The following is a 19235-nucleotide window of genomic DNA, read 5'->3' as shown; positions in this document are numbered from 1 at the left end:
CCCTAGCAATGTACGCGAATTTGCGGTTGACCGCCGGAGGTCCTTGGCATGGGAGGATCGCGACGTGATGGCTCGCGAAGTGGCCGTCGATGTAGCGTCACACTCGCCACAGGTCGATCCGATTCTGGACGAGTTGTACGACGTTTTGGCCGAGATCGAGCCCTTGACCCCCGAAATTCCTTACTACTCGGCAACCTCGTTCGATCCGCGTGAAGAGCCGTACTGCGACGCCAATTACTGGGTGGACAATCTGCGTCACACCGTTCGATTCTCGGCGGCAGTGCAAGCGGCGCTCGAGGACGGCTATCGCGTATTCGCCGAATTGTCGCCGCACCCGCTACTGACCTACGCCGTAGACCAGACCGCGCGAAGCCTCGATATGACGGCGGCAGCGCTCGCCGCCATGCGGCGCGAGCAGTCGCTTCCACTTGGGCTGCGAGGCTTCGTGGGAAACCTATTCAGCACCGGCGCCACGGTCGATTTCTCCGTGCTGTGCCCCTCTGGGCGCCTGGTCGACGCTCCGCTGTCGGCGTGGACGCACCGCACGCTCATGCTGAGCCGCGACGGTCACAGCTCGCGTGCGCTGCGTTCCAGCGTTCCAGTGCACCCGCTGATGGGTCAGCACGTGCGGCTCCCGGAGGAGCCCGAGCGCCACGTATGGCAGGCCGAGATCGGCACCACCGCCCTACCGTGGCTGGCCGACCACCAGGTCCACGGCACGGCCACCCTGCCGGGTGCTGCCTACTGTGAGATGGCACTGGCCGCGGCTCGCGCCGTCTTCGGCGAGGCGTCCGGAGTGCGGGACGTTCGCTTCGAGCAGATGCTGATGCTCGACGACGAAACCCAGGTCACCCTGACCGCGACCGCGGATGTGCCCGACGCGCTCACGTTTGTGGTCGAGACCAACGAGGATGGAGCTCCGGCGCGCCGGGCCTCCGCGGTGCTGCAGGCTGCCGATGGTGAGGCGCAGCCGGCGCCGCACGACATCGAGGCGCTGCGGTCCCTGCACCCAAGTCGCGTGCAAGGCGGCGATCTCCGCGACGCACTGGACCTGTGCGGTATCCAATATGGTCCGGCGTTCACGGGCCTCTCAGTCGCCCACACCGCTGAAGAAACCGGCACGTCGGTCCTGGCCGAGATCGCGCTGCCCAGCGTCATTCGCACGCAGCAAACCAACTACGGAGTGCATCCGGCACTGCTTGACGCGTGCTTCCAGTCGGTGGCCGCTCACCCGAGTGTTGCCATCGCCAGTCTCGGCGGCTTGTTGTTGCCGCTGGGCGTCCGTGAGCTACGCGCCTACGGACCAGTGCACACGGCCAGGTACTGCTACTCGCGGGTGACCGCGGCGACCGGCGGGGCCGTCGAGGCCGACCTCGACTTGTTGGACAAGCACGGTGCCGTGGTCCTGATGGTGCGTGGACTGGAGATGGGCACCGGCGTCTCGGCCAGCGGCGAGCGGGCCCGCTTGTTGGGTGAGCGACTGCTGACCGTCGAATGGCAACAACGGCAGCTGCCCGACGTGGCCACCACCGACCCCGGAGCCTGGCTATTGGTTAGCACCGCCGAAGCCGCCGACCTGCTGGCGACGACCCTCACCGACACCATGAAATTGCATGAAGCGGAGTCCAGGACGCTGGCCTGGCACGCGCACGGCGATCACCCAGCCATGGCCGAGCTGCTGCGAGACCAGCTCCACCGCGGTGGCTTCACCGGACTCGTGGTTCTCACCGCACCCCAGAACGGCAACCTGGATAACGAATCTCTGTGCCGCAGTGGTGATTACGTCCACCACCTGGTCCGTATCGCTTCGGAGCTGGCGGAGATCCAAGGCGAGGCGCCTCGGCTATTTGTCGTCACGCGCGACGCGCAAAAGGTTCTGCCGGACGACGTACCGAACCTGGAGCAGGGCGGACTGCGCGGGTTGCTGCGGGTTATCGGCGCCGAGCACCCGCACCTGCACACCACCCACATCGATATCGATGAGCAGACCGACACCGAGCAGGTGGTGCGTCAGCTGCTGCTGGCCGGCACCGACGAAGACGAGACGGCGTGGCGCAACAACGAGTGGTACACGGCCCGCCTATGCCCCTCGCCCCTGCGTCCCGAGGAGCGGCAGACCATCGTCGCCGCTCACGAAACCGACGGGGTGCGCATGCAGATCCGCACGCCGGGTGACCTGCAGACGCTGGAGTTCGCCGCGTTCGACCGGGTGCCCCCCGGCCCCGGGCAGATCGAGGTCGCGGTAACAGCTTCGAGCATCAACTTCGCTGACGTCCTGAACGTTTTTGGTCGCTATCAGAGCCTCGATGGGATCCTGCCTGCTCTGGGAACCGACTTTGCCGGCGTGGTAACGGCGGTTGGACCGGGCGTTACCAACCACAAGGTCGGTGACCACGTCGGAGGCATGTCTCCCCTCGGCTGCTGGGCCACCTTCGTCACCTGCGATGCGCGCCTGGCCACGACGTTGCCGGACGGCATGACCGACGCCCAGGCCGCGGCGGTGACCACAGCGCACGCCACCGCGTGGTACGGCCTGAACGACCTGGCCCGCATCAAGGCCGGCGACAAGGTGCTGATCCACTCCGGCACCGGCGGCGTGGGGCAAGCCGCGATTGCGATTGCCCGGGCCGCCGGCGCCGAGATCTTCGCAACGGCTGGCAGTAAGCAGCGTCGACAATTGTTGCGCGACATGGGCATCGAGCACGTGTATGACTCACGGACAGTCGACTTCGCCGAACAGATCCGGCGCGACACCGACGGCTACGGCGTCGACATCGTGCTCAATTCCGTCTTCGGAGCAGCCCAACTCGCCGGACTCAAGTTGCTGGCACTGGGCGGGCGTTTCGTCGAGATCGGCAAGCGTGACATCTACGGTGACACCAAGCTGGGCCTGTTCCCGTTCCGCCGGAACCTCGCGTTCTGGGGTGTGGATATGGGTGTCATGTCAGTCAGCCACCCACAGCAGGTCAGCGAGATCCTTAGCACGGTGTACCGGTTGACCGCCGAGGGCAAGCTACCGATGCCGGAGGCCACGCACTACCCGCTTGCCGAGGCGGCAACCGCGATCCGTGTCATGAGCGCCGCGGAACACACCGGCAAGCTGATCCTCGACATCCCACGGGTCGGGCGTAGCAGTGTGGTCCTGCCGCCGGAGCAGGCGCCGGCATTTCTCCGGGACGCTTCCTACATCATCACCGGCGGCTTGGGTGGCCTGGGACTTTTCCTGGCCGAGAAGATGGCCGCAGCCGGCGCGGGTCGGATCGTGCTGAGTTCCCGCTCCCAACCGACGTTAAGGGCTTTGGAGACAATCGAACTCATCCGTTCGATCGGGTCCGATGTGGTGGTGATGTGCGGCGACGTCGCACAGGCGGATACTGCACATCAATTGGTGGCGATGGCAACCGCGACCGGACTGCCGTTGCGAGGCGTGCTGCACGGCGCCGCGGTGGTCGAGGACGCTGTCCTGACCAACATCACCGACGAGTTGATCGACCGCGACTGGGCCCCCAAGGTGTACGGCGCGTGGAATCTGCACGAGGCGTGCGCCACGGCGGAGCTGGACTGGTTCTGCTCCTTCTCGTCGGCCGCCGCGTTGCTGGGCTCACCGGGTCAAGGCGCGTATGCCGCAGCCAACAGCTGGCTGGATGCCTTTACCCATTGGCGGCGCGCAAAAGGTTTGCCTGCCACCGCTATCGCCTGGGGAGCGTGGGGTGAGATCGGCCGTGGCGCGGACTTCGCGGAAAGCAGTGGCGCGGCGATCGCTCCTGACGAGGGCGCATACGCCTTCGAGACGCTGTTACGTCACGACCGGGCGTACTCGGGCTACACCCCCCTCGTCGGAACGCCGTGGATCGCATCTTTCGCGTCGCGAAGCAAGTTCCTCGAGATGTTCAAGTCCACCGGGGATAAGCGTTCTGGTTCAAGCAAGCTACGCGCTGAGTTGTCAGAGCTGCCGCTTGAGGAATGGGCCGGCCGGTTGCGGCGTCTGCTGTCCGAGCAGATCGGTCTGATCCTGCGTCGAAACATTGACCCAGATCACCCGTTGTCCGAATACGGCCTCGACTCGCTGGGCAATCTCGAGTTGCGCACGCACATCGAAGCTCAAACCGGCGTTCGCATCACATCCGCCGACATCACCACGGTCCGGGGATTGGCCGATCACCTCGTCGACAAGATGGCACCCAAAGAAGGCGTCAGCATGACGTGATCCTGATGGCGTGAATGACTTGTCCTGAAGGGCTTAGACATAGGGAGGAAAACGTGTTCGTAGGTGGAGGGTCTGAGCACGATGGTTTGCGCGTCGGAAGCGCCTACAACTGGGACCCGGGTTCGGGAACAGTCCTGACGTGGGAACCGACTCCTGGTTGTGTCGCGAAAGCGCGGCAGGCGCCGGCGACTTCTGTGCCTCCCAGCTCAATGCAGGCAGGTCATCTCCGCGGTTTCGTCGAGTTCCGAGACAAGGGCCTCGACTATTCGCGGGCGATCATGGGCTCGTGGGAAATACCTGGCCGGTGCGACATCCGCGCCATGACATATGTCATCAATGCGCATTTCCGCCGACACGGGACGTACCACAGCTGGTTCGAGTTCAAGGATCCAGACAACATCGTCCGGCACACCTTGAAGAACCCGCGCGACATCAATTTCGTCCCCAAAGAGTACGGCCCGATGACGCAGCCCGAATGGCAAGCCCACGTTTTGGCCACTCCGGACCCGTTGCAATGGGACTGCTTCAGGTACGGCATCATCCAGTACGAGGACCGATTCGCGCTATACGCGGTCGTCGACCACCTCCACTGCGACCCGATATTGATCGCTGGGTTGTATGTAGAGATCGTGATGAACTACAACTCGCTGGTCGAGGGCAGGGCACCGATGACCATGCCGCCCGCGGCAAGTTACGAGGATTTCTGCATGCGCGAAAGCGAGACGATTGCGTCCATGACGTTGGAGTCTCCGGAAGTGCGCACCTGGATCGAGTTCGCCGAGGCCAATGGCGGGACTCTGCCTGACTTTCCACTGCCCCTGGGCGACCAGTCGATACCATGCGGCGGGGACATCCACGTGGAGCAGTTGCTGGCCGCCGACCAAACGGCGACGTTCGAATCCATGTGCCGGAAGGCGGATGCCCGGTTTAGTGGCGGACTGTTTGCCTGCGCCGCGCTAGCGCATTACGAAATGACCGGCGAGCTAACCTATTACGGACTCACGCCGACCGACAAGCGGAAGACCCCGGCGGAGTACATGACGGTCGGCTGGTTCACCGGCATCGTGCCCTTCACCATTCCTATCGACCCGAACTCGTTTGAGGAAACAGCTCGCGCTGCTCAAGCATCTTTCGATGCGAATATGAGCTGCAAGGACGTACCGTTTGACCGCGTCCTGGAACTGGCCCCATGGCTGCGGAAGCCCGGGCCCCAGTTCACGATGATGAGCTACATGGACGCGGGGCTTCCGCCCCTCTCTGGGATCGTCGCTACCGCTTTGGATGGTGTGAATGCGGCCGCATACGCCGACGGCCGCAGCCCGGCGTATAAGTACTCGACGGTGTTCCGCCTGTTCGATGAAGTCTCGATCATGGTGTCGTATCCGAACAACCCGATCGCCCGCGAGTCGGTGACGCGGTTTACTGACCAGTTGAAATCGGTGTTCCAACGCGTAGTGGCCGGTAGTTTGTCGATCGCCCCGGTCCGGGTGGCGCAATAGCGGTCCGCAGAACCCTGCGTTCGCGACGCAACGAGATTCAACGGAGCTGATACCGGCAATGAAAGCTGTTCTCGCCGTCCACGGCACCCGCGGCGACGTCGAGCCTTGTGCCGCAGTTGGTGCAGAGCTCCAGCGTCGGGGGCACGAAGTGCAGATGGCGGTCCCGCCAAACCTGGTCAAATTCGTTGAGTCGGCGGGTCTCAAGGCGGTTCCCTACGGCCCTGATTCGCACGCGCAGCTAGAGGAGGAAATCTTCCGGAGCTTCTGGCGGGTCCGAAATCCTTTTGGCGTTCTGCGCCCGGGTGCGGAGTTCCTTACCCGCGGGTGGGCTGACATGGGGACCACCTTGGTATCCCTGGCACAGGATGCCGACATCATCGTCTCGGGCCAGACCTATCCGGGAGTTCCCGCCAATGTTTCTGAGTACCTCGACATTCCGATGGTTGCACTGCAGTACTTCCCACAACGAGTGCATGGCCATCTATTTCCCTTAGTTCCGCCACCATTCTCCCGTGCGGCGATGAAGATGGCTTATGCGTTGTATTGGTGGGTGACGAAGGGCCCGGAGAATGCGCAACGCCGCGCATTGGGATTGCCTGAGACAAGGGTTTCTTCCGCAAAGCGGATCGTCCAGCGTGGATCGTTGGAGATCCAAGGATACGACGATGTCTTCTTTCCGGGGCTCAAAAAAGAATGGGGCGACCAACGTCCTTTTGTTGGCGCACTGACGCTGGAGCTGCCGACGTCCGCGGATGACGAAGTTGCAGCCTGGATTTCCGCCGGAACACCGCCCATATACTTCGGGTTCGGCAGTATGCGCATTGACAGCACCTCAGCTACCGTCGCCATGATCAGCGAAGTCTGTGCCGAGTTGGGCGCCCGGGCCTTGATATGCGGTGGCGTAACAGATTTCACCGACATCGAAGTACCCGACAATGTCATGATCGTCCCCGATGCCAACCACGCCGCCGTTTTCCCAGCATGTCGCGCCGTCGTCCACCACGGTGGCCCAGGCACTCTCGCCGCTGGCATGAAGGCCGGCGTCCCTACGTTGGTTCTCTGGATCAGCGCCGAACAGCCCCTCTGGGCGGCCCAGGTCTGGAAGCTCAAGATAGGCAAGGCGCGGCGCTTCGCAGGAGTCACCAAGAAATCGCTGCTCAAAGATTTGCGGAAGATCCTCGAGCCGAAATATGTAAACCGCGCCCGTGAGATCGCCGAGCGCATGACGCCATCGAATGTCAGCGTGAAGAAGGCCGCTGATCTCATCGAGAGCAGAGTCTGTCGGCCCGGCCCGCCCGGACAGCTACAGCGACTGCTCGACGATGACGCGGCACAGATATCAGCTGATGAATGTAACGCTCTCATCACAAATAAGGGCGATATGTAATTGTCCCGCGGTGGCCGGGACCAACTTGTAGGGTTGTAGCGTGCCAAGCCGTTCTGGTTCCAGTGAGACGGCCAAGGTTGGGGGAATCTACGACCGCCTCGGCGATTTCGTCATACGGTGGCCCCTTCTCGTCATCGGTGCATGGATCGCGATGGCAGTCGTGCTTTTTCTGTCATTTCCGCCGCTGCAAGTCCAGGCCGGGAAACACCCCCCGAGTCCCTTTCCTGATGACGCCCCGACGATGGTCGTCACTAGGGAGATGGCCAAGGCGTGGAGCGCGAAACCGGATGGCAAGAAGGACGAAAAGGGCGACACACCAGCCGCAGCGGCATCGCCCACTTCCCTCCTGATGATCGTGCTGACCGACGAGAAGGGTCTGACGCCCGGCGACGAGGCCGTCTATCGGAAACTCGTTGACAAGCTGAAACAAGACACCCAAGACAAAATGTCGGTCCAGAACCCCCTGGACGACCAAGAGATGCGGAACATTCTGGTCGCCAAGGACGGCAAAGCCTTGATCTTGCCGGTCAACGTTCCGGGCGACCAAAACGATCCGGCTACCCTCGCCACCTACAAACGCATCGCGGCGATCGTCAAACAGACCGTCGCGGGCACCACGTTGACCGCCAACCTCAGCGGGCCACTGGCAACCGTCGCCGACATAACCGAGATGGGCCAGGAGGACATCCACTTCATCGAGATTGCCACCGTACTCAGCGTGCTGATCATCCTGATCGTCATCTACCGCAACGTGGTGACCATGTTCGTACCGCTCGCTACGATCGGGATTTCGCTAGCCACCGCGCAGGGCGTTTTGTCTGGAGCGGCCGAACTCGGCTTGGGCACTAACCTTCAGGTCATCGTATTCATGACTGCAGTCATGATGGGCGCCGGAACGGATTACGCCGTCTTTCTGATCAGCCGCTACCACGATTACCTGCGGCACGGCGATGATTCCGACACGGCCGTCAAGAAGGCGTTGATGTCGATCGGTAAGGTGATCGCCGCATCTGCCGCCACCGTGGCCGTCACGTTCCTCGCGATGATCTTCACCAAACTCGAAGTATTTTCCGCGGTTGGCCCAGCAATTTCGATTTCCATCGTGGTGTCGCTGCTTGCGGCTGTGACCTTCCTGCCCGCCGTTCTGGTGCTCGCCGGCAGACGTGGCTGGATCAAGCCTCAGCGCGAGCTCACCACGCTGTTGTGGCGGCGTTCGGGAATTCGTATCGTGCGCCGGCCACGCATCCACCTGGCCGGCAGTCTTGTCGTGCTCATCGCCCTCGCTGCGTGTCTCAGCGCAGTCCGGTACAACTACGACGACCTCAAGTCGATGCCAGAAGACGTCGACAGCTCCCGGGGATACGAGGTCATGAATCGCCATTACCCGATGAATGCGATGAGCCCGATGATGTTGTTCATTCAGTCATCGCACGATTTGCGGACACCGGCGGCCCTGGGCGACCTAGAACAAGTGGCCACTCGGGTGAGTCAGACTCCTAATATCACGATGGTGCGGGGCTTGACACGGCCGAACGGTGAACGACTCGAACAGATGAAGGTGTCATGGCAAGCCGGCGAAGTCGGCAGCAAACTCGATGAAGCTTCTGACCAGATTGAGCTTCACGGGGACGATTTGGACAGGTTGGTCGGTGGTGCAAACCAACTGGCCGACGCCCTCGCCCAACTTCGAGACCAGGTCACCGGTGCCGTTTCCAGTCTGAGCGGTACGGTCGCGGCACTGACCGCCATGGAGCAAATGCTGGGGGGCGATCGGACGATCAATGCCCTGGACCAGGGGGCGCGGTTCACCGGTCAGATGAAGGCTCTCGGCGAAAACCTCAATGCCTCCACGACAAATGCCGAGAACATCTCCGCATGGGCTGGCCCAATGCTGAGGGCCCTCAATAACTCTCCAGACTGCAATGTCGACCCCGGCTGTGTAAATTCGCGCGCCGGATTGGCTGCGATCGTTGCGGCGGACAACAATGGAACACTTATCTCGATCAAGGCGCTGGCCCGAAATCTCCAAGCGGCTCAGCAGGCGAAAACCATCGGCGAGACATTGGGCAAGATCCAACAAACGCTGACTCAAGCCTCCAGTGCCTTGAAGACCATTAAGAATCTGCAGTCCACCATGAGCCAAGCGCAACAAGGCTCTAATGCCCTCGCTGACGGCAGTAGGGCACTGGCAGGCGGCGTGAAAGAACTTGTCGATCAGACTAGGAAGATCGGTAGCGGCCTGAATGAGGCGTCCACTTTCTTGCTGCAAATGAAACGTGATGCCACGAGTCCATCCATGGCGGGCTTCAATCTTCCCGAACAGATTACGACCAGAGAGGAGTATAAGAAGGGCGCGCAGATTTTCATCTCGCCGGACGGCCACGCAGCACGATACTTCATCCAAAGCGCGCTCAATCCGTTTACCACAGCCGCCATGGACCAGATCACCGCTATTGAGAAGGCGGCACGCTCAGCGACACCCAACACCGAGCTGGCGGACGCCAAAATCGCGGTGGCAGGGGTTCCGACGGGCCTTCGCGATACACGTGACTATTACAACAGTGACATCCAGTTCATCATCATCGCGACGATCATCATCGTGTTCCTGATTCTGGTGATCCTCTTGCGCGCCATCGTCGCCCCGCTGTACCTGATTGCGTCGGTATTACTTTCGTACCTATCAGCGCTAGGCATCGGTGTCCTCGTATTCCAGTTCCTCCTAGGTAAAGAACTGCACTGGAGTCTTCCCGGACTTTCATTCATTTTGCTCGTCGCGGTCGGCGCAGATTACAATATGCTGCTCATTTCACGAATACGTGACGAATCGCCACACGGTGTGCGCATTGGCGTCATCCGCACCGTAGGATCCACCGGCGGCGTGATTACCTCAGCGGGTCTAATCTTCGCGGCATCGATGTTCGGCCTGCTCACCGCCAGTATCAGCACGATGCAACAAGCTGGCTTCATAATCGGGATCGGAATTGTGATCGACACATTCCTGGTCCGCACAGTTACAGTCCCGGCCTTGGCCGCGATGATTGGGCAGAAGAACTGGTGGCCTTCTAAACTGAGCAACTCCGGAAACCATGTTCTCGCAAGCGGAAAGGCCCGCCAAACGTGGACGAAAATTACTCATCGACTGGTCAAACTAAAATTGATCCCGAGCCCCCCGCCCAGGATTTCACCGCCTCAACCACGAACCCGCGCCGCTGCGTCCGCTAGTAGCCAAAAGAGACCAGCCGCTCGTCCGAAATCGACCGCGACAGCAACAGCCCGACCACCAGTTCGTCATGAGCCGAGACACGCGCTTCCGCTATTTGATCTCAATGGGCTGCGGAAACACCTGACGGACGATCTTCAATGGGCAAATTCCGACCGGGTTTCTGCGAGCAGAAGCAATGGCAAGAAGACGCAGCAGAAGCAGGATGGCCGTTCCCTCGTCCATTCACTACCCCTGTTCGGCTACAGCGTCATTCCACACAGCCCGGTCATTATGGCGCCAAAAAACGGCGCTGACCTGGCAAAAAGGGCACCGATCGAACACCAGGTGAGCTAGCGGTCAGGTTAACTGACTTGGCTGCATCTACTGGGCTCGAGGACGCTACGCGTCCAAGCGGACGAACTCGTCCTGCCGATACCTCTCGACACATTGAGATCGCCTGATCTTGCCGCTGGTTGTGATGGGAATCGAGCCGGGTGATACCAGCACCAGATCCGCGACACTGAGCCCGTGAGACTTCGAGATTGCTGATGTCACTTCACGTTTGACGACGCGCAGCCTGTCTGCCGCATCGCCGTCATGATCGTCGCGCTTCTTCATCTCGACGATCACGACGAGCTTCTCGATGCCCCTATCGGGTACGGTGATCGCGGCGCAACGACCCGCAGTGATCTCCTGGATGGTCGCTTCGATGTCGTCAGGAGAATGGTTGCGGCCGTAGACAATTAGGAGATCTTTGATCCTGCCGATGATAAAAAGCTCTCGGTCAGAATAGAAACCTGAATCCCCGGTTCGCAACCACGGGCCTTCGGGCGTCTCCGACTCTGGGTCAACAATTTTCGCCGCGAAAACTCGTTGTGTCTCTTCGGGTTTCTGCCAGTAACCGGATGCGACATTGTCGCCATGAACCCAGATCTCACCGACGGTCCCCTCCGGGCATTCGCGATGGGTGTCGGCATCCACAATGCGAACATGCATCGATTTGCATCCACCGTAGCTGACTAGTGGTGTGCCCGTCCCGATTTCACACCGGACCGCCGTGCCGGCAGGCAATTTCTCGCTGTCGAAGTGGCAGATCTCCGGGGGGTCACCGACTTCACGGGTCGCGATGTACACCGTGGCTTCTGCCATCCCATAGGAGGGCCGCAGCGCCTCTGGCCGAAAATTGAAAGGAGCGAATCGGTCGGCGAATCGCTTGAGTGTTGCCGGCTGCACCCGTTCGCTACCGTTGAGGATGCTGTGCACTCCCCCGAGATCAAGTCCGGCCATGTCTTCGTTCGAGGTCTTGCGCACGGCCAGTTCAAAGGCGAAGTTAGGTCCTGCCGATATCGTGCAACCATGCTGGCCGAGAAGTTGCAGCCACCGGGCCGGTCGCTGCAGAAAGCCTACGGGGCTTGCGAGCACCGTCGGCAAGCCCGCCAGGATCGGCATAATGATCCCCAGGAGCAGACCCATGTCATGGTAGAGCGGCAACCAAGACACCACAGTGAGGTCCGGGGGGGCAACACCTCCGCGGGCCACAAAAAAGTCACTCGTGATCTGCTCGTAATTGGCAAAAACGTTCCTGTTGGAAACCATGACACCGGCCGGCGTGCGGGTCGATCCTGAGGTGTATTGCAGGTAGAGAAAGTCTGGTTGGTGATTTCTCGCGGCTCGAGATCTGGGTCCCGATGGCATCTTCCGCGAATCCAGGTCCAGCAGATCAACTTCCACGATCGTGGGTGTGGCGGACGTTTGGTCAGACTGCACCACCTCCCGAACGTTGTCGGCGACGGACGACGTCGTGAGTATCACCGCTGGCGAGGTGTCAGCCAGAACCGAAACAGTCCGCTCATCGTGGACACCGCCGTAGGGCACCGAAAGGGGAATCGCGACAAGTCCCGCCTGCAGCGCACCGAGAAAACCAACGATATAGTCGAGTCCCTGAGGCGCCAGTATGAGCGCTCGATCACCGGTCGAACCATGAGCCTTCAGGTGTTCCCCGAGGTTCAAAATTCGCCGGTACAGCTGCGCCCACGTCAGGGTAATGGGAACGCCGTCCCAATCTTGCTCGTAATCAACGTATGTGAATGCCGTGTCATTGGGCTGCAAGCTAGCGCGCTCGCGCAGCACGGCGGGTAGGGAGGACTCGACCACGGAGAACAGGTTACCTTCGTCGGGGAGGTTTACGGCTGGGAACTGCAAGGTGCGACGGTATATCTGTTGGGTTCACGATGCCAATTCTTCCTCAGCTCGCCAGTCACCTACCTGGTACGCGGCGGAAAATCGACTGCGCGCCCTTGGCTAAGGGGGTGCTGGAACGATGGGTCGAACGATCTCCGTGCCCGTCGATGCCGAGCACGGGCCCGAGTTGGCATCTCGGGGTACCTCCGGTGACAGACGACGCCGACCTGGCGGACTGGGACGCGCGCGAACAGCCATAGTGGCAACGGCCAAGCCCTTGTCGCAGGCTTCGCGAGCCAACGAGGCGTGCAGACAGGACGCGTGGCAAACGACGGTACCGTCAACCTGCCGTTGCCGATCAGCTACCGCACCGAGGACGATAATTGCCAAAGTCAAACCGGCGCTTACCGACCTGACCAGCCCTCAATCCTCTAGCTGATGCGTCGAGTCCTCTAGCCGCAGCGGTCTGTGCCACCTACGATCATGCGGTGTTCCTATCTGCCGCATGATATTTAGCGCTACACCAAGTCCGTGCAATCGCCGCAGCCCCTGGAGCATGGCGACATTTGCACCCAACTCGTAACGCCAGGCGCCGAAGTGCGCGTTGGCAGTCCTGCGTCCGAAGTGATTGATGTAGGCCATTTCTGTCGTATAGGCTCCGAACCCGGCCCTTCGCGCGCGAAAAGCGAGATCAAGGTCGGGCCCCCACCCGTACTGCTTGAAATCGACCAGGTTCATGCCGCCGGTTTCTTGCCAACAGGCACGGGAAACCACGAGAGCGGTCCCCTCAACGGCAGGCACCACGCGGTACTGCGGCCGCGGGCGGTAGTCGGCAGCGTCGGGCTTCTGGTCATCGGTCGCGTAGGGGAATCCGTAATCGAACATCGGCCCAACGATTCCCGCGTCGGCAGGTAGCCGTGGATCGAGTAGTCCACCGACGAATCCCTTCGAGATTCGGGTGTCATTGTTGAGGGTCATCGCGTGGGAATAGCCTTCGGAGAACGCAATTCGGAACCCGTGTTCGCTGCCGCCCGCCCAGCCCAAGTTTTCACCAGGTGTGACTACCCGTTCCTTGCAGATTTTCGGATAGTCACCGCGATTGTCGACGATCAGGTAATCGGCGCCCTCACGCTCGAGATCGCCCACCAAGGCATGCGTGTACTCATGCTGCCCGAAGACCGGGACGGTGATCAGAACCGACACGTTAGCAACGGTACATCGGTCGGGACCGCGCCGGGCCGCCATTGCAAACCAGGCAAAACGGATGCGCGCCGCATATCAACGCAATCGCTTACCACGACCGGCATCTTCCAAGAGATCCGCCGCTGTCGCAACGCTGGCGGCAGCTTTCGTCATCTGGGCGGCGACCTCTCGGGCCCGCTCAACGTGTTGCGGTGTGAGTATCCGGCCCAGATCCTTCACCAGCGATTTACCGGTTGTGCGTGAAAAGCGGCGAGCCCTACCGACTTTGAGCCGCTTCACTACCGCCGCCCAGATGGGCTGATCGGAGGCGACCCACAGGATCAAGGTGGGCACTCCAGCGCGCAGACCCGCGGCGGTGGTGCCGGCGCCGCCATGGTGAACCACCGCCCGGCACGCGGGAAAGATGGCACCGTGGCTGACCGCACGCACGACCTTGACGCGGTGGGAATCCGGTACGTCCGTCAAATCCGTTGCTCCGGAGCAAATCAACGCTCGCTCGCCGAGCTCGTCGCAAGCCGCACTGATCATGCGCATCATGTCGGCGGGCGACTTGACCGGCATGCTGCCGAATCCAAAGTAGATCGGCGGGCTACCAGAGGCAATCCACGCCAAGATCTCGTCGTCGAAGTCGGTTGGCAACTCTGCGGTCAACGCTCCGACAAACGGGCGCCGCGCCGTCCATTCCCCGGTCAAGCCAGGAAAGCACAGTGCGTCGTAGGCCTGCAGCTCCAACGATCCACGCTGCGCCATTCGACGTGATGCGGGAGCTTTGGCCCTTGGTATACCGAGTTTGTCGCGTTGAGCGTCCTCCGCCCGCTTGATCAAGCGCCACTGCGCCCAGTCGGTAAACCTCATCGCGGATCTCAGTAACGGCGCAGGCACGATAGAGATCAGGTGGCCGTTCGGCCGCATCGGGACGTGATGCCATGCCGCCAAGGGAATGCCGTAGTACTCGGCGACGTTGGCCGCAGCCTCCTGGTACGACACGCCGGTCAAGAGAAGGTCGGCCCCGGCCGCCAGCGACCGCAAGGTGTCACTCACGTCGGCCCAGCGCTGCGTGACGTGCTGCATCGCATCACGTAGTGGTTTGACCGGATCCTTGATCGTCCATGGGGTGACGAAAACATTTGGGATCTCTCCGGTAGGGGGACCCATCGGAACCGCTGCAAGCCCCATGCCTTCAACGAATCCGACCTGATCAGGCGGAGCTGCCATCAAGACGTCATGCCCTCGGCGCAGCAGCTCGAGCCCGACCGCTGCGCATGGCTCGACGTCACCCCGCGTTCCGCAACTTGCCAGGACGAATTTCATCGTCCTTTAGTCATTCGCAAGCTTATGAATCAGCATGACGTGTGGTACTCGGTACAAAACGTCGAACCAGTCCAGCGGCAGGGGCGTCTCGGACACCTCGGTGGCGTGCTCATCAAGCCACTTGAGCGCCGTGCGGTAATCGCCGGCAGATTCCAGTCGGTACGCCACCCTGAAGAGCCCGATGTGCATCCTGGTCAACATCTTCTCAACCCGGGTTTCGGGCAGATCCTCGAAAGCAATGATGCTGCGCCGGGCCACCCGTCGGCATTCCTTGATCAACGCCATCGGGTCATTGCAGTGGTGCAGCACAAAACTCAGAACAACGTGGTCAAAGGCATTGTCCTCAAAAGGGATTGATCTGCCGTCGAACACGCTGAAGTCGATCGGGATGGTCCGCGCGTCGTGGACGTCGATGCCGGTCGCGGTCGCGCCATGCATGTCTGCGAGGTACTTGCAGAGATGCCCTGTTTCGCATCCGACGTCCAGGACCGTGTCGCCTCGATTGATGTGGTCCCCCAGCATCTGAGCCTGACTTTCCAGCCGCTTCCCGAGCACCCGTGGGGACCACGGTATGAGCGTGGCCTGCGCTCGCCGCGCAGCCCGTCGCCAATCGGCGCGGCGTTCCAGTCGCCGACGATCCTCGGTGAAAAAGCGTTGCAGGGCGATCATCTCGGTCCGTTCGCTGAGCTGTGAAGGTCGTCAGACTATCAGTCGAGTCGCTGGTGGCAGCCCAATTCCGAGCAACCGGCCGCGGTCCTCGCATCCGGTGCGTCCGATGACTTATCCGCGCAGCTGGCCAACCGAATTTCCGCGATTGCCGCGATAATCCAGCGTGCGGCAATCGGGCATGAAATACTCCCTCCGTGGGGCAATTTGCTGTCGAGGTCGAGGGCCTCACGAAAATGTTTGGGGGAACCACGCCCGCGCTGCGTGGTGTGGATTTTTCGGTTCCGGCAGGGTCGGTGTGCGCCATCCTCGGCCACAACGGCGCTGGCAAGACAACCACCTTGAACATCCTGTGCACGTTGATCCGACCCAGTTCGGGCCGCGCAGTGGTGGCCGGGTACGACGTCGTTCGTCAGTCGGCCAAAGTGCGATCCCAAATTGGTATAACGGGCCAGTTCACCGCGGTCGACCCGCTGCTGACCGGCCGGGAGAATTTGGTCCTGTTCGGGCGAATGCGGGGACTGAGCCGCAAACAGGCCAAGGCCCGCGCCGACGAGCTGATCGGGCAGTTCGACCTCGTCGCAGCGGCCGACCGACGAGTATCGACGTACTCGGGAGGCATGTGGCGACGGGTCGACCTCGCCAGCGCGCTGGTGGTAACCCCCAAAGTGCTCTTCCTCGACGAACCCACCACCGGACTGGACCCACGCAGCCGACGCGACGTGTGGAGCATCGTCAATTCGTTGGCCTCGCAGGACGTCACCGTGCTGCTCACCACCCAGTACCTAGAAGAGGCTGACGCACTGAGCGATTCCATCGTTGTTTTCGACCATGGACGGGTCATCGCCAGCGGCACCTCCACGGAACTCAAGCGCCAGGTAGGCGTCAGCTACTGCGAGGCCACGCCCGCCAATCCCGCGGATCTGCCGCAGGTCGTGGAGGCGCTAGCCGGACTCGACGGCATTGACCTCGACTCCGACAGCAACTCGGTGTCTGTGCTCGCCCAAGACGGGGTGACCACGTTGGGTGAGGTATTTCGTCGGCTCGAGGCAATCGGCGTCGAAATCGCCGATATCTCCCTGCGCAAACCGTCACTCGATGAGGCTTTCTTGCATCTCACCAAGGAGCCCGTCACTCAATCATGACTGCGCTGGCCGCCCTCACCGAACGATCGCTGCGGAATACGCTGCGCGATGTCGGGATCATCTTCGAGATATTTGTGCCGATTGTGAGCTTGGCAGGGTTAACCGCCGCAACCCACGGCCTCATCGATACCGGCCGCATGACCTATCCGCAGTATCTGCTGCCCGCGGTGGTAGTTCAGTCGATGATCATGGCTGCGGCGCTCACAGCGGACCGCGCGGGCCGTGATCGAGTGTTCGGGCTGGGTACGCGGCTGCGGACGATGCCGATCGCCGCAATCTCGCCGGTAAGCGCTCGCATCACGGCTACCTTGGTGCGGGCGTCGATCGCCCTATCGGTGACCATGATTGCGGGCTATGCGCTCGGATTCCGGATGACCGGCGGACCGCTCTATGGGCTGGGCTTCGTCATCCTGGCTTTGCTGCTCTGCCTGGCCGTATCACTGGGCGCTGACGCGTTGGGGTCCAGCAGCGGCAGTATCGAGGCGACGAGTCAAATGCTGCTAATCCCCCAACTGATGCTGATCATGCTGTCCACGGGAGTCGCACCGGAAAAGACCTTTCCCGAGTGGATGCGGCCGTTCGTGCGCAACCAGCCGGTATCGCAAACCGCCGAAACGTTGCGCGGGTTGGCGAGCGGGCACATACCTGCCGACCATGCGCGAGCAGCCATGGCGTGGTGCTTAGGCATGTTGTTGGTCTTCGGCGGGATCACGCTACGGATGCAGAGGCGCAGCCAATGACCTCGAATGCCCGCGCCCTCGGTTCGCTGATAACCCAGAGCTGGCTGCACGCCGGTCGAATCATGATTCGGTGGCGGCGTGAACCTGCGACGGTGCTCAGCACCGTGATTCTTCCCGTTTGTCTCCTGGTGGTGTACAAAGCTTTGCTCGGCGAGCAGATCCACAAGGTCACCGGAGTAGACAGCATTTACGGGCTGGTCCCGATGTGCGCGGTGCTGGCTGGGATGTTCGGGGCCCTGGGCGGGGCCGTCGGCATCCCGATGGAGCGTTCGTCCGGATTGCTCAGTCGCATGTGGGTGCTGCCGGTGCACCGAGCAAGCGCGATCGCCGGACGGCTAACCGCCGAAGCCGCGCGTGCTCTGTTGGGCACGATCTTCATCACCGCCGTCGGAGCAGCCATGGGTCTGCGCTTCACCCACGGCTGGCATACCGCTCTTGCGTACATACTGATTCCGCCGCTCGTGGTGGTCGGGTTCACCGCCCTCGTGATGACGCTGGCCGTTCGCAGCAACGGTCGCGCCATCGTGACCTATGTGGCGACCGGAATTACTTCGCTGGTATTCATCAGTTCTGGTATCACTCCCATCGGGCTCTTTCCGGAATGGCTCCAGCCGGTGGTTCGAGTGCAGCCCATGTCGCCGCCGATAGAAGTCATGCGCGCACTGGCCCACGAGGGCCCGCTGCTCCTGCCACTGGCGCTGACTTTTGGCTGGGCGGTCACGCTGATCGCGGTGTTCATTCCACTCGCGGTACGCGGCTATCGGGTCGCCGCCGAGTGCAGCGCGTGACGTAGGCGCGCCATAGATCTGACCTTCTCGGCCGGTCAGTACGGGGTGCGTGATAGCACTGACGCGCGCATCCCGGGCGAACTTGCCACCCGAGATTGCGTCACCGGACCATCAGTCTTTGACAAAGTGGTAGATGCGGTAGGAGAACACTCCTGCCTGCACCCAGTCGTAAAGCTTCCCCCCAGGGATGCCGGCCTGATCGCGCGCGAAGCGTTGCAGGGGCCCCGGTAGGCGTCGACTGATGACAGCTTCAATCCGGGGAGATCGTTTCTCCATCCCCCGCTTCACCTCTTCGTCAATGACCCGTTTCGAAACGAGCCGCAGGGGCGCCTCGGCAAGCGCCGCCTCCCAGGCATCGACCAAATGGGGCACCCGAAAGTCCGTATACAGAAAGTCGCCACCGGGGCGCAGCACACGCGCCACTTCGTTGAGGAAGCGCGGCAGGCGCGGGTAGTGGTGGGACGCTTCGACATTGATTACCGCATCGAAGGATTCGTCATCGAAGGGCAGGTCCTCGGCGTCGCCTTGCACAAAGTCAAGTCCCGGGAGTTGGTGCCGCTTGCGGCAGAACGCGATTCCTGCAGGATTCAGGTCCAAGCCGGTGTAGGCGACGGGCTGCAAGGTGCGCATCAGGTATGAGGCACCGCCGCCGTGGCCGCAGCTGACCTCCAGTACGCGCTTTCCGCTGAGATCAACTTGCGTGGCGGTTTGATGATAGAGCTGAATGCAGTAGCGGTCGGGTTCGTCGGAGGCCGCCAGGGGAATTCCCAACGGCGGATCCTCCTCGTACGCAAAGTTGATGAACAACATTTCGTCGCCGCCCATCAACCGGGTTCCGATCGGGTAGCCGTATTTCGCGACGGCTCGCATGACGAACGGGCTGGATCTGACTCTCGCGCGAAGACT

Annotated in this window: 11 protein-coding genes and 1 pseudogene; 7 read left to right on the top strand and 5 right to left on the bottom strand. The window is 61.7% G+C overall.

From position 1 onward, the window contains the following. Positions 1–46 precede the first annotated feature (46 nt). From pks2 to AADZ78_RS11585, 4 genes and pseudogenes are all read left to right on the top strand, one after another. Positions 47–4207, top strand: a pseudogene (gene pks2, locus AADZ78_RS11600) (sulfolipid-1 biosynthesis phthioceranic/hydroxyphthioceranic acid synthase); the annotation flags it as partial. 320 nt (positions 4208–4527) lie between these two features. Beyond that, positions 4528–5706, top strand: coding sequence for a condensation domain-containing protein (locus tag AADZ78_RS11595; protein ID WP_239655188.1), 1179 nt, complete (start codon positions 4528–4530; stop codon positions 5704–5706). A gap of 58 nt (positions 5707–5764) precedes the next feature. Beyond that, entirely contained in the window at positions 5765–7093 is a 1329-nt protein-coding gene (locus AADZ78_RS11590; RefSeq protein WP_085252259.1) for a glycosyltransferase, read from the top strand. Positions 7094–7133: 40 nt separating this feature from the next. After that, positions 7134–10649, top strand: coding sequence for an RND family transporter (locus tag AADZ78_RS11585; protein ID WP_239656747.1), 3516 nt, complete (start codon positions 7134–7136; stop codon positions 10647–10649). 45 nt (positions 10650–10694) lie between these two features. Here the strand turns inward: AADZ78_RS11585 and AADZ78_RS11580 are convergent, their stop codons facing one another. The 4 genes from AADZ78_RS11580 to AADZ78_RS11565 form a co-directional block, all read right to left on the bottom strand. Next, positions 10695–12449 carry an AMP-binding protein gene (locus AADZ78_RS11580; RefSeq protein WP_085252280.1) on the bottom strand — a complete coding sequence of 585 codons (1755 nt, stop codon included), beginning with the start codon at positions 12447–12449 and terminating at the stop codon, positions 10695–10697. Between the two features lie 450 nt (positions 12450–12899). Further along, complete coding sequence (locus AADZ78_RS11575; protein ID WP_085252281.1) at positions 12900–13679, bottom strand: hypothetical protein; 780 nt, start codon at positions 13677–13679, stop codon at positions 12900–12902. A 75-nt stretch (positions 13680–13754) separates the two neighbouring features. Then, the gene (locus AADZ78_RS11570; RefSeq protein WP_085252260.1) at positions 13755–14990 is read right to left on the bottom strand and encodes a glycosyltransferase; all 1236 of its coding nucleotides are present in this window, start codon (positions 14988–14990) and stop codon (positions 13755–13757) included. 6 nt (positions 14991–14996) lie between these two features. Next, positions 14997–15659: a class I SAM-dependent methyltransferase gene (locus AADZ78_RS11565; protein WP_085252261.1), complete on the bottom strand. Its 663-nt coding sequence runs from the start codon at positions 15657–15659 to the stop codon at positions 14997–14999. A gap of 233 nt (positions 15660–15892) precedes the next feature. Here AADZ78_RS11565 and AADZ78_RS11560 point away from each other — a divergent pair, with 233 nt between their 5' ends. The 3 genes from AADZ78_RS11560 to AADZ78_RS11550 are packed head-to-tail and all read left to right on the top strand — an operon-like array spanning position 15893 to position 18329. After that, positions 15893–16801, top strand: coding sequence for an ATP-binding cassette domain-containing protein (locus tag AADZ78_RS11560; protein ID WP_085252282.1), 909 nt, complete (start codon positions 15893–15895; stop codon positions 16799–16801). Beyond that, the gene (locus AADZ78_RS11555; protein WP_085252262.1) at positions 16798–17541 is read left to right on the top strand and encodes an ABC transporter permease; all 744 of its coding nucleotides are present in this window, start codon (positions 16798–16800) and stop codon (positions 17539–17541) included. Before AADZ78_RS11560 ends, AADZ78_RS11555 begins: the two co-directional genes overlap by 4 nt. Next, a complete protein-coding gene (locus tag AADZ78_RS11550) occupies positions 17538–18329 on the top strand; it encodes an ABC transporter permease (RefSeq protein WP_085252263.1) in 792 nt (263 codons plus the stop codon). The genes AADZ78_RS11555 and AADZ78_RS11550 overlap by 4 nt, the downstream gene beginning before the upstream one ends. Positions 18330–18440: 111 nt before the next feature. Here the strand turns inward: AADZ78_RS11550 and AADZ78_RS11545 are convergent, their stop codons facing one another. Then, complete coding sequence (locus tag AADZ78_RS11545) at positions 18441–19199, bottom strand: phthiotriol/phenolphthiotriol dimycocerosates methyltransferase (protein WP_085252264.1); 759 nt, start codon at positions 19197–19199, stop codon at positions 18441–18443. Positions 19200–19235 lie beyond the last annotated feature (36 nt).

This window comes from Mycobacterium riyadhense, assembly GCF_963853645.1.
Taxonomy (GTDB): Bacteria; Actinomycetota; Actinomycetes; order Mycobacteriales; family Mycobacteriaceae; genus Mycobacterium; species Mycobacterium riyadhense.
Note: the sequence above shows the minus strand (reverse complement) of the source record. Positions and strands in the feature narration are given on the sequence as shown.